Here is a 21,600-nt window from a genome sequence, read left to right on the forward strand (position 1 = left end):
TGCGGCGTGCCGGCGCATGCCGGGGGCGGCGGCGTAGGCCGGGGTGTCCTTGCGGCAGGGGAGCGTACAGGGTCTCGATACGAAGAAACAGGCGGACTGCCTGCACGGCTTTTCGGTGAACGCCAAATGAACGCGCCCTTGTGTGCCGACAAGGCAAATACAGGCCCGGATCGGTCAAGTAACGGTTCGTCGCAAGGGGGATCTCGTCTTGTCCTGTATTGGAAGATGTACCGGTAACTCATCCAAGGTCCCGCGCATTATAAGCGGCATGACACAAGTACGCTCACGTTCGCCTCACGCCCTGACGGCCATTGCTGCCGTCCTGGCGATTGGTTCCACACCGGTCCTGGCGCAGGACAGTGGGGCGTCCGCGCCCGCGCTGACCCTGCCGCAGGACGTGAATAGCGCTTCGCCTGTCGATGCGGCGAAATCGACGGTCCCGGTCACGGGTGCCGCCGAGCAGCCGACTATCGTGCTTCCGCAGGCCGAGCCCGATGCGACGGTTTCGCAGCCGCTCGCGATGCCCGTGGCGCCAGTCGCGCAGCCAGAGACTTCAACCATCAACACTTCTGCAGCTTCCAATGCCGCCGATACGAACGATGCTGGCGAAACTGGGGCTGCCGCCCCTGCGGAGCGTAGCCCTGAGCAGCGCCCGGATGTGCGCGAAACCAGTGCCGCCGCGGCAAACAATCGCCGCGAGGCCGCGCCTGTCACAGTTCCCGATGCGGCCGATGCGGGGACGGCAGCAGACGGTGCTCTGGCGCAAGGCGATGTCTCCGACCCGGCTCAGGCATCGCCGCTCAAGGCTGCTTCGCCGGCCGATGAAAGGGCGCAGCCGGACGCGGCCCCGGCGAACGAGAACAACGGGAACGAGGACAGCGATCTGCCCATCGAGGGCATCCTCGGCCTGCTTGCGGCTGCCGGCATAGCCGGGGCCGGGATCATGGCCATGCGTTCGCGCCGCAAGCGGGTGCGCCAGCCGCGCTCGCGTGAGGCCATGCCAGGTACCTACAAGCCCGCATCCGTCTATCGCCCGGCTGCGGCTCCGGCCTCGAGTAAACCGGCGACTGCGTCTGCGGCAGCCAGCGGCCCGGCTGAAATGCCGCGTGCCGCCGCACCGGCTCCGGCAAGTCGCCCGCTTGAGCGCAAGGTCCAGGCACCGGTCGCAGGCAGCGGACCGGTTCCCACCGGCGAGGCGCGCCGCGAACTGCTCGAACGCATGGTCGCAGCTGCGCCAGACGCCGCGAATCCCTTCATCTCGCGCAAGGCCCGCATGCGCCGCGCGCGCATCCAGTTGCAGCACCGAGAACACCTGCAGAAGCAGGGTATGGCCCAGTCCTTCGACTGGCGCACCTACCGGCCGACGACCAAGCCCTCCACCCCTACGCCCCCGTTGGTCGAGGCCTGATCGCCCGCCGCCATCCCCTCTGGCGGCAGGTAACAGCGGGGCGGCTCCCAGCGAGCCGCCCCGTCTTTTCGTGCGATCTTCGAAGGCGCTGCCGGACTTTCCCGCCCGCCGCCGGATGACTTTGCTTGACTCCCTACCTGATTTCGGCCAATGGCCCGCTCCGACCGGCAGGCCTCGCGTCTGTCGTTCATCCGTCCGAGACCGCTGCTGAGGGTTTCCCTCTTAATTTGCAGCCTAGACGGGGAACAGGAAATTTTTCCGGCCCCTCGCTCCTTGCAGCGCGGTGCCACTCTCGCGTTTCGGCGCGAAACTCCTTCCCCATCGAACGGACTCGCCCATGGTGCATCAGCGCCATGGTCAAACGTAGCCGGCCGTCCGGGACGCAATTCCCTGGCGGTCACATGTGAAGGAGTAAGGCATGGATCGTTCGCAGAAAGCCGAATCGGTCGCCCAGCTCAACGCGGTCTTCAACGAGGTCGGCGTGGTGGTTGTCACCCGCAACCTCGGCATGTCGGTGGCCCAGTCCACCGAACTGCGCAACAAGATCCGTGAAGCCGGTGCGTCCTACAAGGTTGCGAAGAACCGTCTTGCCAAGCTTGCCATCGCGGACACCGACTATGTCGGTATCGGTGACTTCCTGAACGGCCCGACGGCCATCGCCACTTCGGTGGACCCCGTCGCAGCCGCCAAGGCCGTCGTCGACTTCGCCAAGACGACCGACAAGATCGAGATCGTCGGCGGCGCGATGGGTTCGCAGGTTCTGAACGCGGACGGCGTCAAGGCTCTCGCCTCGATGCCCTCGCTCGACGAACTGCGCGCCAAGCTCATCGGTCTCGTCCAGGCTCCGGCCACGAAGATCGCCCAGCTTTCGACCGCTCCGGCGGCCAAGCTGGCCCGTGTCTTCGGCGCCTACGCCGCCAAGGACGCTGCCTGAGCCAAGCCTCGGTAACACGTTTCGAAACGATTTATCCCGGTTGGTTGCATGAGGCGCCCCGGGACCACAGATCAGGAGTGAAGTACAATGGCCGATATCGCCAAGCTTGTTGAAGAACTGTCGCAGCTGACCGTCCTCGAGGCGGCTGACCTCGCCAAGGCCCTGGAAGAAGCATGGGGCGTTTCCGCCGCTGCTGCCGTTGCCGTTGCTGCTCCCGCCGCTGGCGGTGCAGACGGTGGCGCCGCTGCTGAAGAGCAGACCGAATTCGACGTGATCCTCACCGGCGACGGTGGCAAGAAGATCCAGGTCATCAAGGAAGTCCGCGCCATCACCGGTCTGGGCCTCGCTGAAGCCAAGGCTCTTGTCGAAGGCGCCCCGAAGGCCGTCAAGGAAGGCGTCAGCAAGGCTGAAGCCGAAGAAATCAAGAAGAAGATCGAAGAAGCCGGCGGCACCGTCGAGCTCAAGTAATCTTCTTTCCGGATTTTTCGGAACGAAACAGGGAAGGGCGGCTCCATCGGGGCCGCCCTTTTCCTTTGGCCGCCCTCCTGCCCGCGGTTCCGGCAGGCTTTTCGGGCGGCGCGATGGTAAACCATTGTTCCCTTTTGTCATGAACCTTGGCATGGTTGCGCACCGAAAGCGCGGCAGCTGAAGGGACGCATGGCCTACCGTCTCAAAGCAAGGGACAGCTCGGTTGAGCATGCCGTGCGCCGCATCGCGCGAGAGCAGGCTGCCCGCGCCCTCGGTGCCATCGAGCATGAGCCCTCGGCCATCGCCACCCATGAAGTGCGCAAATCCTGCAAGAAGATTCGTGCGCTCATCCGCCTCGTGCGTCCCTCGTTCCCCGCTTATTCGACTGAAAACGCGCGGTTTCGCGATATGGCCCGGCTCATGGCCGGCGCGCGCGACGCCAAGGTCGTAGCCGACACCTGCAAGCTGCTGATCGCGATGGCCCCGGACGATCTGGGGGAGGGCTTCTTCGCGCCCGTGCTGGAAGATCTGGAAGCGGCTGCCGATGGGCTTGTGCAGGGCGAAGTGGAAGACGCGCATCTGGAAAAGGTTCGCGTGCTGCTGGAAGAGAGCCGCGAGCGGGCCGCAGACTGGTCCATCGGCGAAAATGGCTGGGATGCGATCGGCGCAGGGCTGGGCAAGGTCCTTCGTCGCGCCGGGAAGGCCGCGCAAGTCGCGGCGGATGATCCGAGCGCGGAGAACTTCCACGATCTGCGCAAGCGGATGAAGTACCACTGGTATCACACGCGCCTGCTCGTGCAGATCTGGCCCGAAGTAATGCAGGCGCGGGCCGACCAGCTCAGTCTGCTGGCCGACAACCTGGGGCTTCATCACGATATCGCCGTATTCGAGCAGCGGTTGGCCGACCTCCGAACCGCGCGCGCGCATCCCCACGCGGTAGAGTGCCTGCAGACGCTTGCCTCGCAGCGCCGCGAAACGCTCGAAAGGGAAAGCAGACCCCTTATCGACCGGCTTCTGGCGCAATCGCCGGAGGACCTTGAGGGGCATTGGCGCTCCCTTTGGCAGATCTGGCGCGCCGGAACCGCGCACAAGAGGGACTGAGCCGAGCATGGCCATCGAAATCGAGCGCAAGTTCCTTGTCGAGGGTGACAGCTGGCGCAGCGCAGTCGCCTCGAAGAAACGGATTCGCCAGGCCTACCTCTCGAATGGCGGGAAGGCGGGCGTGCGCATCCGCATCATCGATGAGGAGAGGGCCAAGCTGACGATCAAGTCGAAGGCCAAGGCGGGCGTAAAGGCGCTTTCGCGCTCCGAGTTCGAATACCAGGTGCCGCTCGAGGATGCACGGGCGATGCTGGAGCTACGGCGCGGCCTGATCATCGACAAGGTACGTCACCTCGTTCCGGCGGGTGGCGGCCGGACCTGGGAGATCGACGTCTTCGCCGGCGAGCACGAAGGACTGGTCCTTGCCGAGATCGAGCTGGGCTCTGCCGACGAGGCGGTGACCCTGCCGGAATGGATCGGGCGCGAGGTGACTTCGGACCCCCGTTACAGCAACGCAGCGCTCGCGCAGGGCAGCTGAACATCGGGTAATCTGCGGTTCAGGTGGAAGGGATAAGTTTCGGTTTCGAAACGGGTTGAGTCACAGGAGATCCCTCCATGCGCATTGCCTCCACCGATGATTTGGTCGGCGCCGGAACGAACCGCGCGGCGATGCCTGCCGTCATTCCCGCCCAAGGCCGAGGCGTCGGCAAGGGCGCCTGAAGGACCCGGCCAGAAAGTCTGAAGTCCCCCGCAAGAAAACCCCTGCAAGTAAAGTGTCCCTGACTGAAAAGGGGCGGCCCGGAACCCTTCCGCGCCGCCCCTCTTTTCATCGGGCAATGATCCGCGCCGCCGAAACCTATTTCAGCGTTTCGAGATAATCGATGATTTCCTTGCGCTTGGCGGCGTTGGGCTGGCTGATGACCATCTTGGTGCCGGGAACCATCTTCATCGGGCTTGCCAGCCAGGTGTCGAGCGTGCTGCGATTCCAGGTGATCCCGGACTTCGCCAGGGCGGGCGAGAAGCTGTAGCCCTCGACTTCACCGGCCTTGCTGCCGACGATGCCGAAAAGAGTCGGGCCGACGCCGTTCTTGCCGGGTTCGACCGCGTGGCACACCTTGCACTGCGTGAACGAGGGCGGGGGTGCGACGGGCGCCGATGCAGCGGCCGGCACCATCTTGGCGGTAGGTGTCGTGGCTGGTGTCGTGGCAGGTGTCGCGGCGGCCATCTTCTCGACCGCTGGCGGCTGGCCCGGATCCTCGCCCGCAGGAGAGGAAGCGTCCTGCATCGTGCTGTCCGGCATCGCGGACGCAGTCGCCGAAGCCTCGCTCGAAGCCTGTTCCGCAGGTTCGGTGCCGGCATCCTGCGTTGCGGTATCGGCTGCAGTGTCGGGCCCGGAACCGCCGCAGGCGGCGAGGAGCGCCAAAGGGGCAAGGGCAAGCGGGAAGCAGGAACGCATCGACAATTCTCCTTTGCGGCCTTGCGTACCGCACGAAACAGGGCATGGAAAGCTGGTACATGTAGGCGGGTGAATGCGCGGCGAAGGGAATTCGCTTCCGTTGTCCCGCCGCTGGGCCTATCGCGCCGCTCCGCGATGACGAAGACTGTCCGCCCCTCGACCCTGCGCGGCGAATTGCGCGCCACCCTGCGTCTTGCGGGGCCCCTGGCGCTGGCCAACCTGCTACAGATGGCGGTCTTTGCCACCGACGTCATTTTCGTGGCGCGGCTGGGCCAGCAGGCGCTTGCCGCGTCGAGCCTTGCCATCGCCCTGATCGCAGTGATGATGATGGGGCTGAACGGGGTTACCAGCGCGGTCGCGCCGCTGATCGCCGCCGAACTGGGGCGGCGCAGCAATGCGGTGCGCGAAGTTCGCCGCTCGGCGCGCATGGCGCTGTGGGTGGCGGTCATTCTGGGCCTTGCCGGATTTCTCGTCAGCCTGAAGGGTGAGTGGCTGATGCTGGCGACCGGTCAGGACCCCGAAGTCTCTGCGCTTGCGGGCCATTTCCTCGTCATCGTGTCGATCGCAATGACGCCGATGGCGGTGTCCAACGTGCTGCGCACCTTCGTTTCGGCGCTGGGGCGGCCGGTTTTCGCGACGCTGATCACCGCGCTGTCGATCCTCGTGAATGCGCTGGGCAACTATACGCTGGTCTTCGGCCATTTCGGGGCGCCGGCTCTGGGGCTGACGGGCTCGGCACTGTCGAGCATCATCACCGCCTGCATTGCGGTGCTGGCCTACTCCATCGCAATCGCGCGGGACCGCAACCTGCGGCGCTTCCACATCTTCGGTCGCTGGTGGCGGCCGGAGTGGAGCCGCCTGCGCCAGATTCTCGCGCTCGGGCTGCCGATCGCGCTGACGCTGATTGCGGAAGGCGGCCTGTTCAGCGGGGCGGCCTTCCTGATGGGCCGCATCGGCGAGGCGCAACTGGCCGCGCACACCCTTGCGCTGCAGATCGCTTCCTTCGCTTTTCAGGTGCCGTTCGGCATCGGCCAGGCCGCGACGATCCGGGTCGGTTATCACTACGGTGCGGCCAATCGCCTCGCCATCGGCCATGCCGGCTGGGCGGCGATCATCATCGGCCTGGCGTTCACCTCGGCCTCGGCCGGCGCGATGCTGGCGTTCCCGAAGCTGATCCTCGCGGCCTACATCGACGTGTCGGCGCCCGCGAATGCGGCGCTGATCGCCTTTGCCCTGCGCTACCTGTTCGTCGCCGCGATCTTCCAGCTTACCGACGGACTGCAGGCCGTAGGCGCGGGGGCGCTGCGCGGCATCCAGGACACCCGGGTGCCGATGACCATCGCCATCTTCGGCTATTGGGCGGCCGGTTTCGGGGTGTCGGTGGTCCTTGCGTTCTGGACCCCGCTGGAGGGCGTGGGCGTCTGGATCGGCCTTGCCGTCGGCCTGACCGTGGCGGCGATACTGCTGCTCGCCCGCTGGCACTGGCGCGATCGCTTCGGTCTCGTGCCCGCGTAACGCGCACTCTTCGCCCTGCCGGGGCCCGGTGCGACCGATACCGGGACCGCCTTGCAAATTTTTTAGCATCGAGCCGCTTGACGCCTCCGGGGCGCGAGACCATATCCCCGCCGTTGGCACTCTCAGAGCGGGAGTGCCAATTCCAGATTCTTGCTCATAGGATTAGGGAGTATCCAATGACTTTCCGCCCGCTGCACGATCGAGTTCTCGTGCGCCGCGTTGAGGCCGAAGAAAAGACGGCCGGTGGCATCATCATCCCCGACAGCGCCAAGGAAAAGCCCGCAGAGGGTGAAGTGGTCGCTGCCGGCAACGGCGCCCGCGCCGAAAACGGTACGGTTACCCCGCTCGACGTCAAGGTCGGCGATCGCGTGCTCTTCGGCAAGTGGTCCGGCACCGAAGTCAAGGTCGACGGTGAAGACCTGCTGATCATGAAGGAAAGCGACATTCTCGGCGTCATCGCCTGAGCCTGTACGCAACCATCCATCTGATATTCTAAAAGGAATTCTACAATGGCAGCCAAGGACGTAAAGTTCTCGCGCGACGCCCGCGAGCGCATTCTCGCCGGTGTCGACACCCTCGCCAATGCCGTCAAGGTGACCCTGGGCCCCAAGGGCCGCAATGTCGTCATCGAGAAGAGCTTCGGCGCTCCGCGCATCACCAAGGACGGCGTCACCGTCGCCAAGGAAATCGAACTCAAGGACAAGTTCGAGAACATGGGCGCGCAGATGATCCGCGAAGTGGCCTCGAAGGCCAACGACGCGGCCGGTGACGGCACCACCACCGCCACCGTTCTTGCCCAGGCGATCGTTCGCGAAGGCATGAAGTCGGTTGCTGCCGGCATGAACCCGATGGACCTCAAGCGCGGTATCGACCTCGCCGTGACCAAGGTCGTCGAGAACCTCAAGAGCCGTTCGAAGGACGTCTCGGGCACCGCGGAAATCGCCCAGGTCGGCGTGATCTCGGCCAATGGCGACCGTGAAGTCGGCGAGAAGATCGCCGAAGCCATGGAAAAGGTCGGCAAGGAAGGCGTGATCACCGTGGAAGAGGCCAAGGGCCTCGAATTCGAACTCGATGTCGTCGAAGGCATGCAGTTCGACCGCGGCTACCTGTCGCCCTACTTCGTCACCAACCCGGACAAGATGACTGTCGAACTCGACAATCCCTACATCCTGATCCACGAAAAGAAGCTGTCGAACCTGCAGGCGATGCTTCCGATCCTCGAAGCCGTTGTTCAGTCGGGCCGTCCCCTGCTGATCATCGCAGAGGACATCGAAGGCGAAGCCCTGGCCACTCTGGTGGTCAACAAGCTGCGCGGCGGCCTCAAGGTTGCTGCCGTCAAGGCTCCGGGCTTCGGCGATCGCCGCAAGGCCATGCTGGGCGACATCGCCACGCTGACCGCCGGTGAGATGATCTCGGAAGACCTCGGCATCAAGCTCGAGAACGTGACGCTCAACATGCTGGGCGAAGCCAAGAAGGTCACGATCGACAAGGACAACACGACCATCGTCGATGGTTCGGGTTCGGCCGAAGAGATCAAGGCCCGCGTCGAGCAGATCCGTGCGCAGATCGAAGTCACCACTTCGGACTACGACCGCGAGAAGCTGCAGGAGCGTCTTGCCAAGCTGGCTGGCGGCGTTGCCGTGATCAAGGTCGGCGGCGCTTCGGAAGTCGAAGTGAAGGAGCGCAAGGACCGCGTCGACGACGCTCTCCACGCTACCCGCGCTGCCGTTGAAGAAGGCATCGTCCCCGGTGGCGGTACCGCGCTGCTCTACGCCACCAAGGCTCTCGAAGGCCTCAAGGGCGAGAACGACGACCAGACCCGCGGTGTGGACATCATCCGCCAGTCGATCATGGCTCCGGTTCGCCAGATCGCGACCAACGCCGGCTTCGACGGTGCGGTCGTCTCGGGCAACCTGCTGCGTGAAAACGACGAGACCCAGGGCTTCAACGCGGCTACCGACACCTACGAGAATCTCGTGGCTGCCGGCGTCATCGACCCGACTAAGGTCGTTCGCACTGCCCTGCAGGACGCGGCTTCGGTCGCCGGCCTGCTGATCACCACCGAAGCGGCGATCAGCGAAGCCAAGGAAGACAAGCCCGCCATGCCGATGCCCGACATGGGCGGCATGGGCGGCATGGGTGGCATGGGCGGCTTCTAAGCCAGCCCGGCCATCTGCCGAACGAAAACGGGCCGGGAGGAGCGATCCTCCCGGCCCTTTTCTTTGGGGTTCATGGCGGCGAAAAGGTGTGAAGGGTTCCGCTCGCGGCCGTTCCGGGCGGGTCCGGCAACATTTCCCCCAGATGAACGAATCCGTCGCAAAGGCGGCGTAAAACTGCGGCTTTGCGCAACTACTCGCAGCATGCCGGCAATTCATCGCGAATGGCTGGCGGTTCGCCGCCGTTTCCTTCATATTTGCGGAACTGGGACGCTTTAGGCTTCAAGAGATATGACCGGGTCTAGCACATTCATCGCAAGGTGCCTGCGTGGCGCCACTCGTCTGACCGCCGCTGCCGCGATGGCGCTGGCGGCGACGATGCCGCTTGCGCCTGCCTATGCGGGCGATACCGCGACGGTGCAGGATATCGGTGAAGTACGCCAGACGTTCGATTCGCTGTTCGGGACGGAGCTGCGCGGTCCGCCGACGTACTCGACCCAGTTCGAAAAGCAGCTGGCCTCGGTGGCCGAAGCGTCCAAGGGCCGCATCGGCGTTGCGGCGGTGGATCTTGCGACTGGCCGCACCATCGAAGTGCTGGGCGACCAGCGCTTCCCGATGGCCAGCACCAGCAAGATCGCGATTGCCGCCACTTTCCTGGCCGGTGTCGAGAAGGGCAAGTGGAGCCTGACCAGCGAATTCCCGCTGATGGTTCCGGTCGCCTCGGCGCCGTTCTCCACCCCGATCGCGCCGGTTCGGCCCGGCGCCTATCTATCGGCGCGCGATCTCATCGAACAGATGATAACCCGCTCCAACAACTACGCGACCGACGCCCTGCTCAAGGTCGTGGGCGGACCCAAGGCCGTGAACGACTGGGTGCACAATGTCGCGGGGATCGAGGAATGGCACCTCGATCGCGACATCGCCACGCTGGTTCGCGATGACGGCGCGATCGATCCGGCACAGGTGATCGACAAGCGCGACAGCGCCACGCCGCTGGCGATGGTGAAGCTGCTGAACGGCATCTACGACGGCAAGTGGATGAAGGCGGAAAGCCGCGACGTCATCCTCGGGGCGATGAGCCGTTGCCGCACCGGCCGGCGCCGCATCCCGGCAATGATGCCCGATGGCGTGACCGTTTCGCACAAGACCGGCTCGCTCAACAACACGTCCAGCGACGTCGGCATTATCCAGACGCCCGACGGCCATGCCTTCGCCGTGGCCATCTATGTGACCGGGCAGGGCAGCCGCCCCAACCGCGAGGCGCGCATCGCCCAGATCGCCCGCACCGTCTATGACGGCTACCTGACCGAAAGCTCCAGCTACCGCCGCACTGCCTCGCGCTGAGGAATGCGCCGGCGCAGGCCCGGTCCATCCGGATCTGGCTTTCGCGCGCATTGCGCCCGGGCCGGCAAGACGCTCCAGGCAAAAGGAAAGGCCCGCCGGACCGAAGTCCGACGGGCCTTTGCCGTCACTCCAGACTGAGCGTTCGGGCTCAGTTGGTGTGGTTGTCCATTTCCGCTTCCGCGTCCTTGGCAGCCTGCTCGGCGCTCGATGCGGCGTCGCCCGCTGCGTCGGCAGCATCTGCACCGGCATCCTTGGCGGCATCGGCGGCGTCGTTTGCAGCACCGGCCATCGCATCGCCCGCATCGTCGACAGCGCCGGCGGCGTCGGTTGCCATCGCGCTCATGTCATCGGCAGCGGAGGAGGCTGCGGCCTCGGTCGCGTCCTGGGTCTTTTCAGAGCAGGCGGCGAGCGAGAGGGCCGCAACAGCGGCGGTGGTTGCAATAACGATCTTGCGCATCTTTCAGTAATCCCTCGTTGGCAAGTTGAACCCCGATGGCGAAAGCCACGAAGCAGGCCCGGAATCTTGAACCGGGCCGGTCCCCCATGGATTAGGAGGGGGCACGCGGCGTTTCAAGCACTCGGGGCAAAACGCGCATCGGGCCGGGCGGTTCCCGAGAAAGTTCACGACCTTCGTCGACCTGCCTGCTGACGCCCCGCTTCGGCACTGCTAGGGGACTGTCCATGGATCCCAAGCAGCACCTCTATCTCGTCGACGGCTCGGCCTACATTTTCCGCGCCTATCACCGCCTGCCGCCGCTGACGAACCCGGAAGGCACGCCGGTCGGTGCGGTCTACGGCTACACGACGATGCTGTGGAAGCTGGCAGACGATCTCAACAAGGCAGACGGGCCGACGCACCTGGCCGTCATCCTCGATGCCGGGAGCAAGTCGTTCCGCAACGACATCTACGAGGAATACAAGGCCAACCGTCCGCCGCCGCCCGAAGACCTGCGTCCGCAGTTCCCGCTGATCCGCGATGCGACGCGCGCCTTTTCGCTGCCATGCATCGAGGAACAGGGTTTCGAGGCCGACGACCTGATCGCCTCCTATGCCCGCGCCGCGGCCGAGCAGGGCTGGAACGTCACCATCGTCTCCTCGGACAAGGACCTTATGCAGCTGGTCGGTACTTGCGAGAAGGGCGGCGGCAAGATCGACATGCTGGACACGATGAAGAACCAGCGCATCGACATCGACGAGGTGGTCGAGAAATTCGGCGTGCCGCCTGAAAAGGTCGGCGATGTGCTGGCGCTGATGGGCGACTCGGTGGACAACGTACCCGGGGTCTATGGCGTCGGCCCCAAGACCGCGACCAAGCTGATCCAGGATTACGGCGATCTCGAAGCGGCGCTGGCTGCTGCGCCCGAGATGAAGAAGTCGAAGCTGCAGGAACGGCTGATCGAACAGGCCGAGCAGGCCCGCCTTTCGAAGGTGCTGGTCACGCTCAAGGAAGACTGCAACCTGCCGATGCCGATCGAGGACTTCAAGCTCGACGCGATCCCGCCCGAGCCTTTGGCAGCATTCCTCTCGACGCATGGTTTCACCAGCCTCCTGAAGCGCCTCAATGGCGGTGCGGGCAGCCCCGAGCGCGCGACCCAGCTCAACCCGGCCAAGCCGGTCACGGCGGGCGCCGGTCCCGCCGAAGGCGCCGCGCGCCAGTCGCCGCCGGAATTTCCCGCGCTCGACTATGCCGCCTACGAATGCGTGCAGACGCTCGAGGCTCTGCAGGCCTGGGTGGACAAGGCAGCCGCGGCCCATCTCGTCGCCGTCGATACCGAGACATCCGCGCTCGATGCCATGCAGGCCGACCTGACCGGCGTCAGCCTGGCGATCGGGCCGAACGAGGCCTGCTACATTCCCCTTGGGCACGGCGGCAGCGACATGTTCGCCGAAAAGCCGCAGCAGGTGCCGCTCGACAAGGCCATCGAGGCGCTCAAGCCGCTTCTGGAAAACGATGCGGTGCTCAAGGTCGGCCAGAACATCAAGTACGACCTCAACGTACTCGCCCGCTACGGCATCGCCGTGGCGCCGGTCGACGATACGATGATCGAGAGCTTCTGCCTCGATGCCGGTCGCTCCATCGACGGGATCGGCGGCGGTCACGGCATGGATGAACTCTCCGAGCGTCACCTCGGCCACAAGCCGATGGCGTTCAAGGATCTTTGCGGCACCGGCAAGAAGGCGATCCCCTTCGGCGAAGTTCCGCTCGACAAGGCGACCCACTATGCGGCCGAAGATGCCGACGTCACCTGGCGACTGCACGCCGTGCTCAAGCCGCGTCTCTCCGAAGAAGGCGGCACCCGCATCTACGAGCGGGTCGATCGCCCGCTGATCCCCGTCGTCGCGCAGATGGAGCGCCACGGGATCAAGGTCGACCGCGAGAAGCTGGCCGGTCTTTCCAGCCAGTTCGCCGAGACGATCGGCGCGCTCGAAGCCGAGATCCACGAGGCCGCAGGGCAGGAATTCACCATCGGCAGCCCCAAGCAGCTGGGCGAAGTACTGTTCGACAAGCTCGGCTACAAGGGCGGCAAGAAGGGCAAGTCGGGGCAGTATTCCACCGACCAGTCGGTGCTCGAGAAGCTCGCCGGCGAAGGTGCGCAGGTCGCGACCAAGGTTCTCGAATGGCGACAGCTCTCCAAGCTGCGCTCGACTTATACCGAGGCGCTGCAGGCAGCCATCAACCCGAAGACGGGCCGTGTTCATACCAGCTATTCGCTGGTCGGCGCGCAGACCGGCCGCTTGTCCTCGACCGATCCCAACCTGCAGAACATTCCGATCCGCACCGAGATCGGCCGCCAGATCCGCGACTGCTTCGTCGCTGACAGCGGCAATGTCCTGCTCGCGGCCGACTACTCGCAAATCGAGCTGCGGCTGGCAGCGTTCATGGCGGACGTGCCGAGCCTGAAGGAAGCCTTCGCCAATGGCGAGGACATCCACGCGCGCACGGCGCAGGAGATGTTCGGCACGGTCGATCGCGACACGCGCGGCCGGGCCAAGACGATCAACTTCGCGATCCTCTACGGCATTTCGCGCTGGGGCCTTGCGGGCCGTCTCGGCGTCGAGGCGGACGAGGCGCAGGCCATGATCGACCGCTACTTCGAACGCTTCCCCGGCATCCAGCGCTATATCGCCTATACGCTCGAGCAGGTCCGCGAGCGCGGCTATTCGGAGACGCTGTTCGGCCGCAAGACCTGGTTCCCGCGCATCACCTCGAAGAACCAGGCCGAGCGGCAGGGTAGCGAGCGCGCCGCGATCAATGCGCCGATCCAGGGTACCTGCGCCGATATCATCAAGCGCGCGATGGTGCGCATGCAGCCCGAACTGGAACAGGCGGGCCTCGGCCACGTGCGCATGCTGCTGCAGGTGCACGACGAACTGGTCTTCGAACTGCCCGAAGCCGATGTTGCGGCGGCCTCGCAAGTCATCGAAAGGGTCATGGCGAGCGCGGCGGAACCGGCAGTCAAGCTGGACGTGCCGCTGGGCGTGGAGATCGGTTCGGGATCGAGCTGGGGCGCGGCGCACTGACCGCCCGCATCGCGGCGCGTGAAATTACGCCCTTGATTATGCTGCAATGCGGCATACCCTCGTGCGGATGATCCAGTTCATCGAGCGCAACCTCGTCGCCTTGCCCCTCTGGGCGGAGCAGCCCCTGCTTGCGGTGATTGCCGCTGCCATCGGCATTGCCATGGCACTGGTGATCCACTGGTTCCTCTTCCGCCTCCTGCGCCGGGTCGCCCGGTCGAGCAGCAACGATGCCGACGACATCGTCGTCAAGCGGCTGGCGCGGCCGACCCGTTATGCTTTCGTGGCGCTGGGCATCGTTATGGCCGCGCGCGAGATGCCGGTGCTCGATGCGGTCTGGTCGCGCTTCTCGGGCTTCGTCATGCCGCTGCTGACGGGATGGATCGCGGTTGCGGTACTGCGCGCATTCGTCGAGGCGATGATCCTGCGAAACGACATCTCGGTCGAGGACAACCGCAATGCCCGGCGCAGGCGCACCCGGCTGGCGATCTTCAGCCGCATCGGCACATTCCTGATCCTCTTCCTGACGGTCGCGGGCATGCTCGCCTCGATCCCCGGAGTGCGCGAGATCGGGGTGACGCTGATGGCCTCGGCCGGCCTTGCCGCCCTGGCGGTCGGCGCGGCGGCCCAGCCCGCGCTCAAGGCCCTCATCGCCGGATTCCAGATGGCCCTGACCGAGCCGATAGCGATCGACGACGTGGTGATCATCGACGGCGAGTGGGGCCGGATCGAGGATATCCGCACGACCTACGTGATCGTGCGCGTCTGGGACGACCGCCGGCTGGTGGTGCCGTCCAACCGTTTTCTCGAGGATACTTTCCAGAACTGGACCAAGACCAGTTCCGAACTGCTCGGCACGGTCATGATCTACCTCGACCACGGGGCCGAGATCGCGCCGATCCGCGCCGAATATTCCCGGCAGATCGCCGCGCATCGGCTCTGGGACAAGCGCGCGCAGGTGCTGCAGGTCACGGATTGCGACAACGAGGCTATCGAGGTGCGCCTGTTGATGAGCGCAAAGGACGGACCCACGCTGTTCGACTTGCGCTGCGAAATTCGCGAATCGATGCTCGACTGGATTCGCCGCGAAATGCCGCAGGCCCTGGTTCGCCGCCGCACCCTGCCGGTCGCCCCGGTGGAGCTTGCCGCCGGCCCGTCGATGGCCGAGGCCATGGCCGGTGAGGGCAGGGGTTTGCTACCTTAGGGGGCTTGCTGCCTTAGGGGCTGGCCGGCGCCGCACCTGCCAGGATTTGCGAGCGAACGCGCGGAGAGCCCAGATAGGCAGGCGCCAGTCGGGTAGATGACCTGGCCCTGGCCCCAAGGAAAAAGCCCGGCCTGTGCAGACCGGGCTTTCCCTGAGCTTCGAGCCGGGAATGATCAGTCCCCGTGCTTCCGGTCCCTGGTCGATTCCACCATGCCGGGGGTGATGAAGCCGATGGGGGCCACTTCCATCGCGCGTTTCTTCAACTCGCCCTTCATGCGGGAATATTCGTTCTCCATTTCCTCTGTCACCGTGGCGCGGCTATCTTCCAGGGCTTCCTCGAAGTCGGCCATGCTCACCGACTGCACTTCGGCGCCGCCCTTGCGGATGGCGATGAGGCCTGCACGGCGCACCACGTCTTCGAGGTCTGCGCCGGTGAAGCGCTCGGTCCGCTCGGCGATGTCCGCCAGCGAGACGTCGTCCGTAAGCGGCATCTTCGAGGTATGGATCCCCAGGATGTGCTCGCGTCCGGCCGTGTCGGGCGTGCCGACATAGACCAGCTCGTCGAAGCGGCCGGGGCGCAGCAGCGCCGGGTCGACGAGCGTCGGGCGGTTGGTTGCGCCGATCAGGACGACCGACTGCAGTTCCTCCATCCCGTCCATCTCGGCCAGGATCGTGTTGACCACGCGGGCGGTAACCTGGGGCTCCCCGAAACCGCCGCCCGAACCGCGGGCGGGTACGAGGCTGTCGATCTCGTCGATGAAGATGACGCAGGGGGCAACCTGGCGTGCACGGGCGAAGAGCCGGGCGATCTGCTGCTCGCTCTCCCCGTACCATTTGGACAGCAGGTCCGAGGACTTGATCGAGATGAAGTTCGCCTCGGCTTCCTTGGCGACGGCCTTTGCCAGCAGCGTCTTGCCGGTGCCCGGCGGGCCGTAGAGCAGGAAGCCCTTGGCCGGACGGATGCCCAGCTTGTGGAACGCCTCGGGGTTCTTCAGCGGCAGTTCGATGCCTTCCTTGAGCTTGAGTTGCGCCTCGTCGAGCCCGCCGATATCGGCCCAGCCGATATTGGGCACCTGCACCATGACTTCGCGCATTGCCGAAGGCTGGATGCGCTTGAGCGCCTCGATGAAGTCCTCGCGGGTGACCGAGAGGTTCTCCAGCACCTCGGGCGGGATCGTGCGCGCTTCGAGGTCGATCTGCGGCATGATCCGGCGCACTGCCTCGATCGCGGCCTCGCGGGCGAGCGCGGCGATGTCGGCGCCGACGAAGCCATGCGTGGTACGCGCCAGTTCCTTGAGGTCCACCTTGTCGCCCAGCGGCATGCCGCGGGTGTGGATGGCGAGGATCTCGCGCCGCCCGCTCTCGTCGGGCACGCCAATCACGATTTCGCGGTCGAAGCGTCCGGGGCGGCGAAGCGCCTCGTCGATCGCCTCGGGCCGGTTGGTTGCTGCGATGACGACCACGTGGGCGCGGCTGTTGAGGCCGTCCATCAGCGTGAGCAGCTGGGCGACGAGACGCTTTTCCGCCTCGCCGTGGACCTGGCTGCGCTTGGGCGCGATCGAATCGATCTCGTCGATGAAGATGATCGCCGGGGCCGCCTTGGTCGCCTCGTCGAAGACCTCGCGCAGCGCCTTTTCGCTGTCGCCGTAGCCCGAGCCCATGATCTCGGGCCCGTTGATCGAGAAGAAGTTGGCCTCGCTCTCGTTGGCGACGGCCTGCGCCAGGCGGGTCTTGCCGGTTCCCGGCGGGCCATGGAGCAATACGCCCTTGGGCGGCGCAACGCCGAGGCGGGTGAACAGCTCGGGATAGCGTAGCGGCAGCTCCACCATTTCGCGCAGCTGGCGGATGGTATCGCCCATGCCGCCCACGTCATCGTAGTTGATGTCGCCGCGCCGGGCTTCGGCTTCCTCGAAGACCTCGCGCAGTTCGACTTCGGTATTCTCGTCGATGTGGACGATGCCGCGCGGCGTGGTCGAGACGACGTTCAGGCGAATCTGCGTCAGGGCATAAGCCGGCGCGTTGAACATCCGGCGCAGTTGCGGGGGAATGTCGGCAACTTGCTGCTGCCCGGTCGTTGCGACGAGATCGCCCTGGACCATCGGGCGGCCGGAAAAGTTGCGCTTGAGCGCGACCGGCGGCCCCTGCAGGCGCATTTCCCTTTGCGCGGGAGCGAAAACCACGCGTTGGGCGGGCCGCGATTCTCCCTTGCGCACGGTGACATGGTCGCCCGAACCGACTTCGGCGTTTACCCGCTGGAGTCCGTCCAGGCGGATGACTTCCAGCCCCTCGTCTTCCGGATAGGCCAAGACGGCCTGGGCGACCGTGACCGACTTGCCGGTGATCTCCAGGACATCGCCTTCCAGTGCGCCGATCGCCGAAAGCGCTGCACGCGACATCCGGGCAATGCCCTGGCCGCTCTCCTCCTGCCGGGCGGCCGCGACTTGCAGCCTGACCGTCCGTTCATCCACCTGGGATGGGGCCTCCGCCATGTGATTCCTTTCCTTCGCCCAATTCCCTCATGCGCCGCGCGTCGACCTTGCGACATCCTGGGGCTGGTCCTGAGCTAGGTATCGCCACGAGGGATTTCAAACGAACGATGATCGCGGTTGCAAGTTCCGCGCGAGGGATCGCAGCGCAGGCCCCCGAAGTGGTGAGCCGATCTCTTGATAGCGCTCACAGTTTGCAGACAAAAAAAGGCCCGGACGTTGCCGTCCGGGCCGTGGAAGTTTTGGGAGAGGATGCCTGAAAGGCAGTTTCGTTATGACCCCAGGCGCTCTTTTGTGCAAGTGCGAAAAGGGGTGCGCATGGATGCAAAAAACGCAATACTTGTTGCGATTACGCGAAGTCATTCGATAAACTCGCGGTAATGCGCGGGAAATCAGGTTAAATCTTATCCGAATCAGGTTTCATATTGCATTGAAAATATTGCAGGATCCGGTGTCGACGGGTGGCTTTCGAGTTGCGACTGCTGCGACGCGATATCTACTAAGCTACCTCAGGATCTTATCGCGCTGTCGCTAAACTTATCGCTGCGCGAATGGGCGGCGAGGAGCAGAACGCTCCACGCGACAGCTCGAATCGAAGCGCGAATCGGAATTGGCGGCATGGCCTCCGGTTCAACGAGAGCGATGAATCGCCTTCGCCGGACAACGCGAGGTCACATCTCGGGGCAGGATCAACCTGGAAGCGCGGCCGTGACACAGGCCCCCGCCCCGCAACCGGTCCAGTGCGGCGCGGCAGGGCGCAGCCAGACTTTCGCGCGTGCGACTAATGCACCATCAGCAGCGCCGGGGACTTTGCCTCGTTCAGGAAATAGGCAGTGACGCCGCCGAACAGGAATTCGCGCATCCGGCTCTTGCCATAGGCGCCCATGACCAGAAGCTCGGCATGGTTCTGCGCCACGGCGCTTGCCAGCGTCTCTTCGGTCGAACCGCGTCGCTGATGCTCCTCGAATTCGGCATGGATGCCATGGCGTGAAAGGTAGCGCAGGGCTTCCGTGCCCGGATAGCCGCCCGGCTTTTCGGCGACCGAGATCACTTTCACCATCTGGCAGTCGGTCAGGAGCGGCACCGAGGCCCGCAAGGCCGCTGCGGCCTGCTCCCCGCCGTCCCAGGCAATGCAGGCCCGGCGGATCGGGATGTCCAGCGCCTTGCCGTCGGGCAGGGCAAGGACGGGGGTGCTGGAAATCAGCGCCACTTCGCCCGCCAGTCCGCCAGAGCGGGAGACGATCACGAGATCGGACAGGCGCGCGGCGCCGGCCAGGGCGTTGACCGGGTCGTCCTCGCTGCGCAGGACGTTGAACGAGACATCGTCGCGTGCCAGGCGCGCCTCGATCGCTTCGGCAGCGGCGTCGTCTTCGCCGCGCGCCTGTTCAAGCGCATCCGAGATCACGTAGCTGCCGCCCATGGGGTCCATGGCGATGTAGCGGGTTACCGGCGTATCGACGAGGACGGTAACGTGACCGTTGGCTCGCCGTGCAAGGTCGAGCGCCGTGTTGATACGGGCTTCGCTGTCCGGCTTACGGTCCGCATTGACGAGAATCGAGCGCATGTCCATTTCTCCCACTGATTTTCGAACCTTAGGACGAGGGTACGCCTTCGCCATGACAGAGATCAAACATTAATCGCGTTTGTTGCCGCGATTGGGGTCTCCATGCCTTTTCAATGCGGCAGCTGCGCTGCGTGTTCCGGATTTGCGTCGATCTTGAGCCGTCCGGCGCGCTCGAACAGCTCAAGGATCACGGGTTCGCGTTCGCGGGTGCGAATCGCCGCTTCAAAGTGAATCCTCTGCTCTGGCCGCGGCAGGATCTCGACGAGAGACCCGCTTCGAAGGTGCTCTCTCACCATGGTCTCGGGCAGCACCGCCGCGCCTTGGCCGCCGCAGACGATCTCGATCATGGTGCGCACGTTGTTGCAGGTATGCAGCGCCCGCGGGGCAAGGCCGTGGACCGCCAGCGTGTGCAGGGCGACGGCGTGGATCGGCGAGTGGTCGGGCAGCGACCAGACCGGCAGGTCCTGCGCAAAGCCGCCTGCGCGGGCAACGGCTGGACCGGCGGCCCAGACGAGATCGACCGAGCCGATCGGGGCAGTGCGAATGCCGGGGCTGGCAACGGGGCCGGCAAGAAAGACGATGTCGCGCGTGCCCGACAAAAGCTGCTGGAGCAGGCGCGCGGTCAGGTCGAGGTCGATTTCCATGGTCACGCCGGGGCGATCGCGTTCGATCGCGCCGATGAAGGCGGGCAGGCAGCTTGCCGCCGCTATCTCGCCCGAGCCGATGCGCACCGCGCCCGTTGCGCCGGCGAAATCGCTCGCTTCCAGCAGCACCTGTTCCAGCCCGCTGCGCAGCGGTTCGCAGGCCTGCACAAGCCTGCGCCCGCGGGCGGTGAGAACCATTCGGCGTCCGTCGCGTTGGAACAGCGAGAGCCCTAGTTGCTCCTCGATCTCGCGCACCCGGGCGGAAATGGCCGGCTGGGTCGTGTTCAGCCGCTGCGCGGCCGCCGCGAAAGTGCCCAGGCGGTCGATCCACATGAGCGTCTCGAGATGGTAGAGCGCAATCCGTTTCATAGAACCTGCTTATCGAAACAGATAAAAAACAATCGCTATTCGTAATGTCATTGCATGTCTAGGGTGTCGCGCAAGCGAGAGGAGATCCGATGAACAAACTCTATCCCAGTGCTGAAGCTGCCCTCGACGGGCTGCTCAGGGACGGCCTGCTGATCGCCGCCGGCGGTTTCGGCCTTTGCGGCATTCCCGAGCGCCTGCTCGACGCGGTGCGCGACAGCGGGGTGAAGGACCTGACCTTCGCCTCGAACAATGCCGGCATCGACAATGAGGGCATCGGCAAGCTCCTGCGTACGCGGCAGGTGAAGAAGATGATCTCCTCCTACGTGGGCGAGAACAAGGAGTTCGAGCGCCAGTTCCTTTCGGGCGAGCTGGAGGTCGAATTCAGCCCCCAGGGTACCCTGGCCGAGCGCATGCGCGCGGGCGGCGCGGGCATCCCGGGCTTCTATACCAAGACCGGCGTCGGCACCCAGGTGGCCGAGGGCAAGCCGACCATGGACTTCGACGGACAGGAATACGTCCTCGAGCGCGGCATCTTCGCCGACCTTTCGCTGGTCAAGGCGTGGAAGGCCGACGAGAGCGGAAATGTCGTGTTCCGCAAGACGGCCCGCAACTTCAACGTGCCCGCCGCAACCTGCGGCAAGGTCTGCATCGTCGAAGTGGAAGAGATCGTGCCGACCGGCTCGCTCGATCCGGATCACATCCACCTGCCCGGAGTTTACGTCCAGCGCCTCGTGCTTGGCGCGCCCTACGACAAGAAGATCGAATTCACGACGACCCGCGAAAGGGAGACCGCCTGATGTCCGAGGAAACCAAGAAGGGCTGGGATCGCAACCAGATGGCCGCCCGCGCGGCGCAGGAACTGGAAGACGGTTTCTACGTCAACCTGGGCATCGGCATTCCGACGCTGGTCGCCAACCACGTGCCCAAGGGCGTCACTGTCACCCTGCAGTCGGAAAACGGCATGCTCGGCATCGGGCCGTTCCCCTATCCGGACGAGGTCGACCCCGACCTGATCAACGCCGGCAAGCAGACGGTCAGCGAACTGCCGCAGACCGCCTTCTTCGACAGCGCCACCAGCTTTGCGATGATCCGCGGCGGGCATATCGACCTGGCCGTTCTGGGCGCAATGGAAGTGGCCGAGAACGGCGATATCGCCAACTGGATGATCCCGGGCAAGATGATCAAGGGCATGGGCGGCGCGATGGACCTTGTCGCCGGCGTGAAGAAGATCATCGTCGTCATGGAGCACACCTCCAAGAACGGCGATCCCAAGTTCATTCCCGCCTGCACCCTGCCGCTGACCGGCAAGAACGTGGTGGACATGATCGTCACCGACCTGTGCGTGTTCCAGCGTCCGGACCACAACTCCCCGTTCAAGCTGGTCGAACTCGCCCCTGGTGTCACGGCTGAGGAAGTGGCGGCCAAGACCTCGGGCAAGTACGAGGTCTGACAAGAGTTTAAGCGCATTTGCCCCGGCATGACTTGCAGCGGT

The 21,600-nt window shown here is 65.0% G+C and carries 18 protein-coding genes; 13 read left to right on the forward strand and 5 right to left on the reverse strand.

The window, feature by feature from the left end:
* The first annotated feature begins 268 nt into the window (after positions 1-268).
* From JI59_RS11980 to JI59_RS12000, 5 genes are all read left to right on the forward strand, one after another.
* Positions 269-1,408, forward strand: a complete 1,140-nt coding sequence (locus tag JI59_RS11980) for a hypothetical protein (RefSeq protein ID WP_007012474.1) — start codon at positions 269-271, stop codon at positions 1,406-1,408.
* 418 nt (positions 1,409-1,826) lie between these two features.
* Positions 1,827-2,342, forward strand: a complete 516-nt coding sequence (gene rplJ / locus JI59_RS11985; protein ID WP_007012473.1) for a 50S ribosomal protein L10 — start codon at positions 1,827-1,829, stop codon at positions 2,340-2,342.
* Positions 2,343-2,429: 87 nt separating this feature from the next.
* Positions 2,430-2,810 carry a 50S ribosomal protein L7/L12 gene (gene rplL, locus JI59_RS11990; RefSeq protein WP_007012472.1) on the forward strand — a complete coding sequence of 127 codons (381 nt, stop codon included), beginning with the start codon at positions 2,430-2,432 and terminating at the stop codon, positions 2,808-2,810.
* Positions 2,811-2,999: 189 nt separating this feature from the next.
* The gene (locus JI59_RS11995; RefSeq protein ID WP_007012471.1) at positions 3,000-3,911 is read left to right on the forward strand and encodes a CHAD domain-containing protein; all 912 of its coding nucleotides are present in this window, start codon (positions 3,000-3,002) and stop codon (positions 3,909-3,911) included.
* 7 nt (positions 3,912-3,918) lie between these two features.
* Positions 3,919-4,389 (forward strand): CYTH domain-containing protein, encoded by a 471-nt coding sequence (locus JI59_RS12000; protein ID WP_007012470.1) that lies wholly within the window; start codon positions 3,919-3,921, stop codon positions 4,387-4,389.
* A 318-nt stretch (positions 4,390-4,707) separates the two neighbouring features.
* Here JI59_RS12000 and JI59_RS27660 read toward each other — a convergent pair whose 3' ends face one another.
* Positions 4,708-5,307 carry a c-type cytochrome gene (locus JI59_RS27660; RefSeq protein WP_007012468.1) on the reverse strand — a complete coding sequence of 200 codons (600 nt, stop codon included), beginning with the start codon at positions 5,305-5,307 and terminating at the stop codon, positions 4,708-4,710.
* A gap of 135 nt (positions 5,308-5,442) precedes the next feature.
* Here JI59_RS27660 and JI59_RS12010 point away from each other — a divergent pair, with 135 nt between their 5' ends.
* The 4 genes from JI59_RS12010 to JI59_RS12025 all read left to right on the forward strand — a co-directional run bounded on the left by JI59_RS12010 (position 5,443) and on the right by JI59_RS12025 (position 10,322).
* Positions 5,443-6,822, forward strand: coding sequence for an MATE family efflux transporter (locus JI59_RS12010; RefSeq protein WP_007012469.1), 1,380 nt, complete (start codon positions 5,443-5,445; stop codon positions 6,820-6,822).
* A 176-nt stretch (positions 6,823-6,998) separates the two neighbouring features.
* Positions 6,999-7,286, forward strand: a complete 288-nt coding sequence (gene groES, locus JI59_RS12015; RefSeq protein WP_007012467.1) for a co-chaperone GroES — start codon at positions 6,999-7,001, stop codon at positions 7,284-7,286.
* Between the two features lie 45 nt (positions 7,287-7,331).
* Complete coding sequence (groL, locus tag JI59_RS12020) at positions 7,332-8,981, forward strand: chaperonin GroEL (RefSeq protein ID WP_007012466.1); 1,650 nt, start codon at positions 7,332-7,334, stop codon at positions 8,979-8,981.
* A gap of 375 nt (positions 8,982-9,356) precedes the next feature.
* Positions 9,357-10,322 (forward strand): serine hydrolase, encoded by a 966-nt coding sequence (locus tag JI59_RS12025; RefSeq protein ID WP_038577529.1) that lies wholly within the window; start codon positions 9,357-9,359, stop codon positions 10,320-10,322.
* A 148-nt stretch (positions 10,323-10,470) separates the two neighbouring features.
* On the opposite strand, the gene JI59_RS12030 is transcribed toward JI59_RS12025, so the two are convergent.
* Positions 10,471-10,779, reverse strand: a complete 309-nt coding sequence (locus tag JI59_RS12030) for a hypothetical protein (RefSeq protein WP_007012464.1) — start codon at positions 10,777-10,779, stop codon at positions 10,471-10,473.
* Between the two features lie 224 nt (positions 10,780-11,003).
* Between JI59_RS12030 and polA the strand changes: the two genes are divergently transcribed.
* Both polA and JI59_RS12040 read left to right on the forward strand, forming a co-directional pair.
* Positions 11,004-13,844, forward strand: a complete 2,841-nt coding sequence (polA, locus tag JI59_RS12035; RefSeq protein WP_007012463.1) for a DNA polymerase I — start codon at positions 11,004-11,006, stop codon at positions 13,842-13,844.
* 67 nt (positions 13,845-13,911) lie between these two features.
* Positions 13,912-15,045 carry a mechanosensitive ion channel family protein gene (locus JI59_RS12040; protein ID WP_007012462.1) on the forward strand — a complete coding sequence of 378 codons (1,134 nt, stop codon included), beginning with the start codon at positions 13,912-13,914 and terminating at the stop codon, positions 15,043-15,045.
* Between the two features lie 173 nt (positions 15,046-15,218).
* Here the strand turns inward: JI59_RS12040 and JI59_RS12045 are convergent, their stop codons facing one another.
* The 3 genes from JI59_RS12045 to JI59_RS12055 all read right to left on the reverse strand — a co-directional run bounded on the left by JI59_RS12045 (position 15,219) and on the right by JI59_RS12055 (position 20,108).
* Positions 15,219-17,534: a CDC48 family AAA ATPase gene (locus tag JI59_RS12045; protein ID WP_038576092.1), complete on the reverse strand. Its 2,316-nt coding sequence runs from the start codon at positions 17,532-17,534 to the stop codon at positions 15,219-15,221.
* 778 nt (positions 17,535-18,312) lie between these two features.
* Complete coding sequence (locus JI59_RS12050) at positions 18,313-19,095, reverse strand: universal stress protein (RefSeq protein ID WP_038577532.1); 783 nt, start codon at positions 19,093-19,095, stop codon at positions 18,313-18,315.
* Positions 19,096-19,205: 110 nt separating this feature from the next.
* Positions 19,206-20,108 carry a LysR family transcriptional regulator gene (locus JI59_RS12055; RefSeq protein WP_007012459.1) on the reverse strand — a complete coding sequence of 301 codons (903 nt, stop codon included), beginning with the start codon at positions 20,106-20,108 and terminating at the stop codon, positions 19,206-19,208.
* 89 nt (positions 20,109-20,197) lie between these two features.
* On the opposite strand from JI59_RS12055, the gene JI59_RS12060 reads away from it, so the two are divergent.
* On the forward strand, positions 20,198-20,905 hold the full coding sequence (locus tag JI59_RS12060; protein ID WP_007012458.1) for a CoA transferase subunit A: 708 nt from the start codon (positions 20,198-20,200) through the stop codon (positions 20,903-20,905).
* Positions 20,905-21,558, forward strand: a complete 654-nt coding sequence (locus JI59_RS12065; protein ID WP_007012457.1) for a CoA transferase subunit B — start codon at positions 20,905-20,907, stop codon at positions 21,556-21,558. The genes JI59_RS12060 and JI59_RS12065 overlap by 1 nt, the downstream gene beginning before the upstream one ends.
* Positions 21,559-21,600 lie beyond the last annotated feature (42 nt).

Source organism: Novosphingobium pentaromativorans US6-1 (genome assembly GCF_000767465.1).
GTDB lineage: Bacteria > Pseudomonadota > Alphaproteobacteria > Sphingomonadales > Sphingomonadaceae > Novosphingobium > Novosphingobium pentaromativorans.

Bases quoted from the DNA above. Each gene is read 5' to 3' on its own strand.
- JI59_RS12025 (WP_038577529.1), top strand. From the start codon at position 9,357: ATGCCGCTTGCGCCTGCCTATGCGGGCGATACCGCGACGGTGCAGGAT.
- JI59_RS12050 (WP_038577532.1), bottom strand. From the start codon at position 19,095: ATGCGCTCGATTCTCGTCAATGCGGACCGTAAGCCGGACAGCGAAGCC.
- JI59_RS12055 (WP_007012459.1), bottom strand. From the start codon at position 20,108: ATGAAACGGATTGCGCTCTACCATCTCGAGACGCTCATGTGGATCGAC.
- JI59_RS12060 (WP_007012458.1), top strand. From the start codon at position 20,198: ATGAACAAACTCTATCCCAGTGCTGAAGCTGCCCTCGACGGGCTGCTC.
- JI59_RS12000 (WP_007012470.1), top strand. From the start codon at position 3,919: ATGGCCATCGAAATCGAGCGCAAGTTCCTTGTCGAGGGTGACAGCTGG.
- groL (WP_007012466.1), top strand. From the start codon at position 7,332: ATGGCAGCCAAGGACGTAAAGTTCTCGCGCGACGCCCGCGAGCGCATT.
- groES (WP_007012467.1), top strand. From the start codon at position 6,999: ATGACTTTCCGCCCGCTGCACGATCGAGTTCTCGTGCGCCGCGTTGAG.
- JI59_RS12010 (WP_007012469.1), top strand. From the start codon at position 5,443: ATGACGAAGACTGTCCGCCCCTCGACCCTGCGCGGCGAATTGCGCGCC.
- JI59_RS12040 (WP_007012462.1), top strand. From the start codon at position 13,912: ATGATCCAGTTCATCGAGCGCAACCTCGTCGCCTTGCCCCTCTGGGCG.
- rplL (WP_007012472.1), top strand. From the start codon at position 2,430: ATGGCCGATATCGCCAAGCTTGTTGAAGAACTGTCGCAGCTGACCGTC.
- JI59_RS11980 (WP_007012474.1), top strand. From the start codon at position 269: ATGACACAAGTACGCTCACGTTCGCCTCACGCCCTGACGGCCATTGCT.
- polA (WP_007012463.1), top strand. From the start codon at position 11,004: ATGGATCCCAAGCAGCACCTCTATCTCGTCGACGGCTCGGCCTACATT.
- rplJ (WP_007012473.1), top strand. From the start codon at position 1,827: ATGGATCGTTCGCAGAAAGCCGAATCGGTCGCCCAGCTCAACGCGGTC.
- JI59_RS27660 (WP_007012468.1), bottom strand. From the start codon at position 5,307: ATGCGTTCCTGCTTCCCGCTTGCCCTTGCCCCTTTGGCGCTCCTCGCC.
- JI59_RS11995 (WP_007012471.1), top strand. From the start codon at position 3,000: ATGGCCTACCGTCTCAAAGCAAGGGACAGCTCGGTTGAGCATGCCGTG.
- JI59_RS12030 (WP_007012464.1), bottom strand. From the start codon at position 10,779: ATGCGCAAGATCGTTATTGCAACCACCGCCGCTGTTGCGGCCCTCTCG.
- JI59_RS12065 (WP_007012457.1), top strand. From the start codon at position 20,905: ATGTCCGAGGAAACCAAGAAGGGCTGGGATCGCAACCAGATGGCCGCC.
- JI59_RS12045 (WP_038576092.1), bottom strand. From the start codon at position 17,534: ATGGCGGAGGCCCCATCCCAGGTGGATGAACGGACGGTCAGGCTGCAA.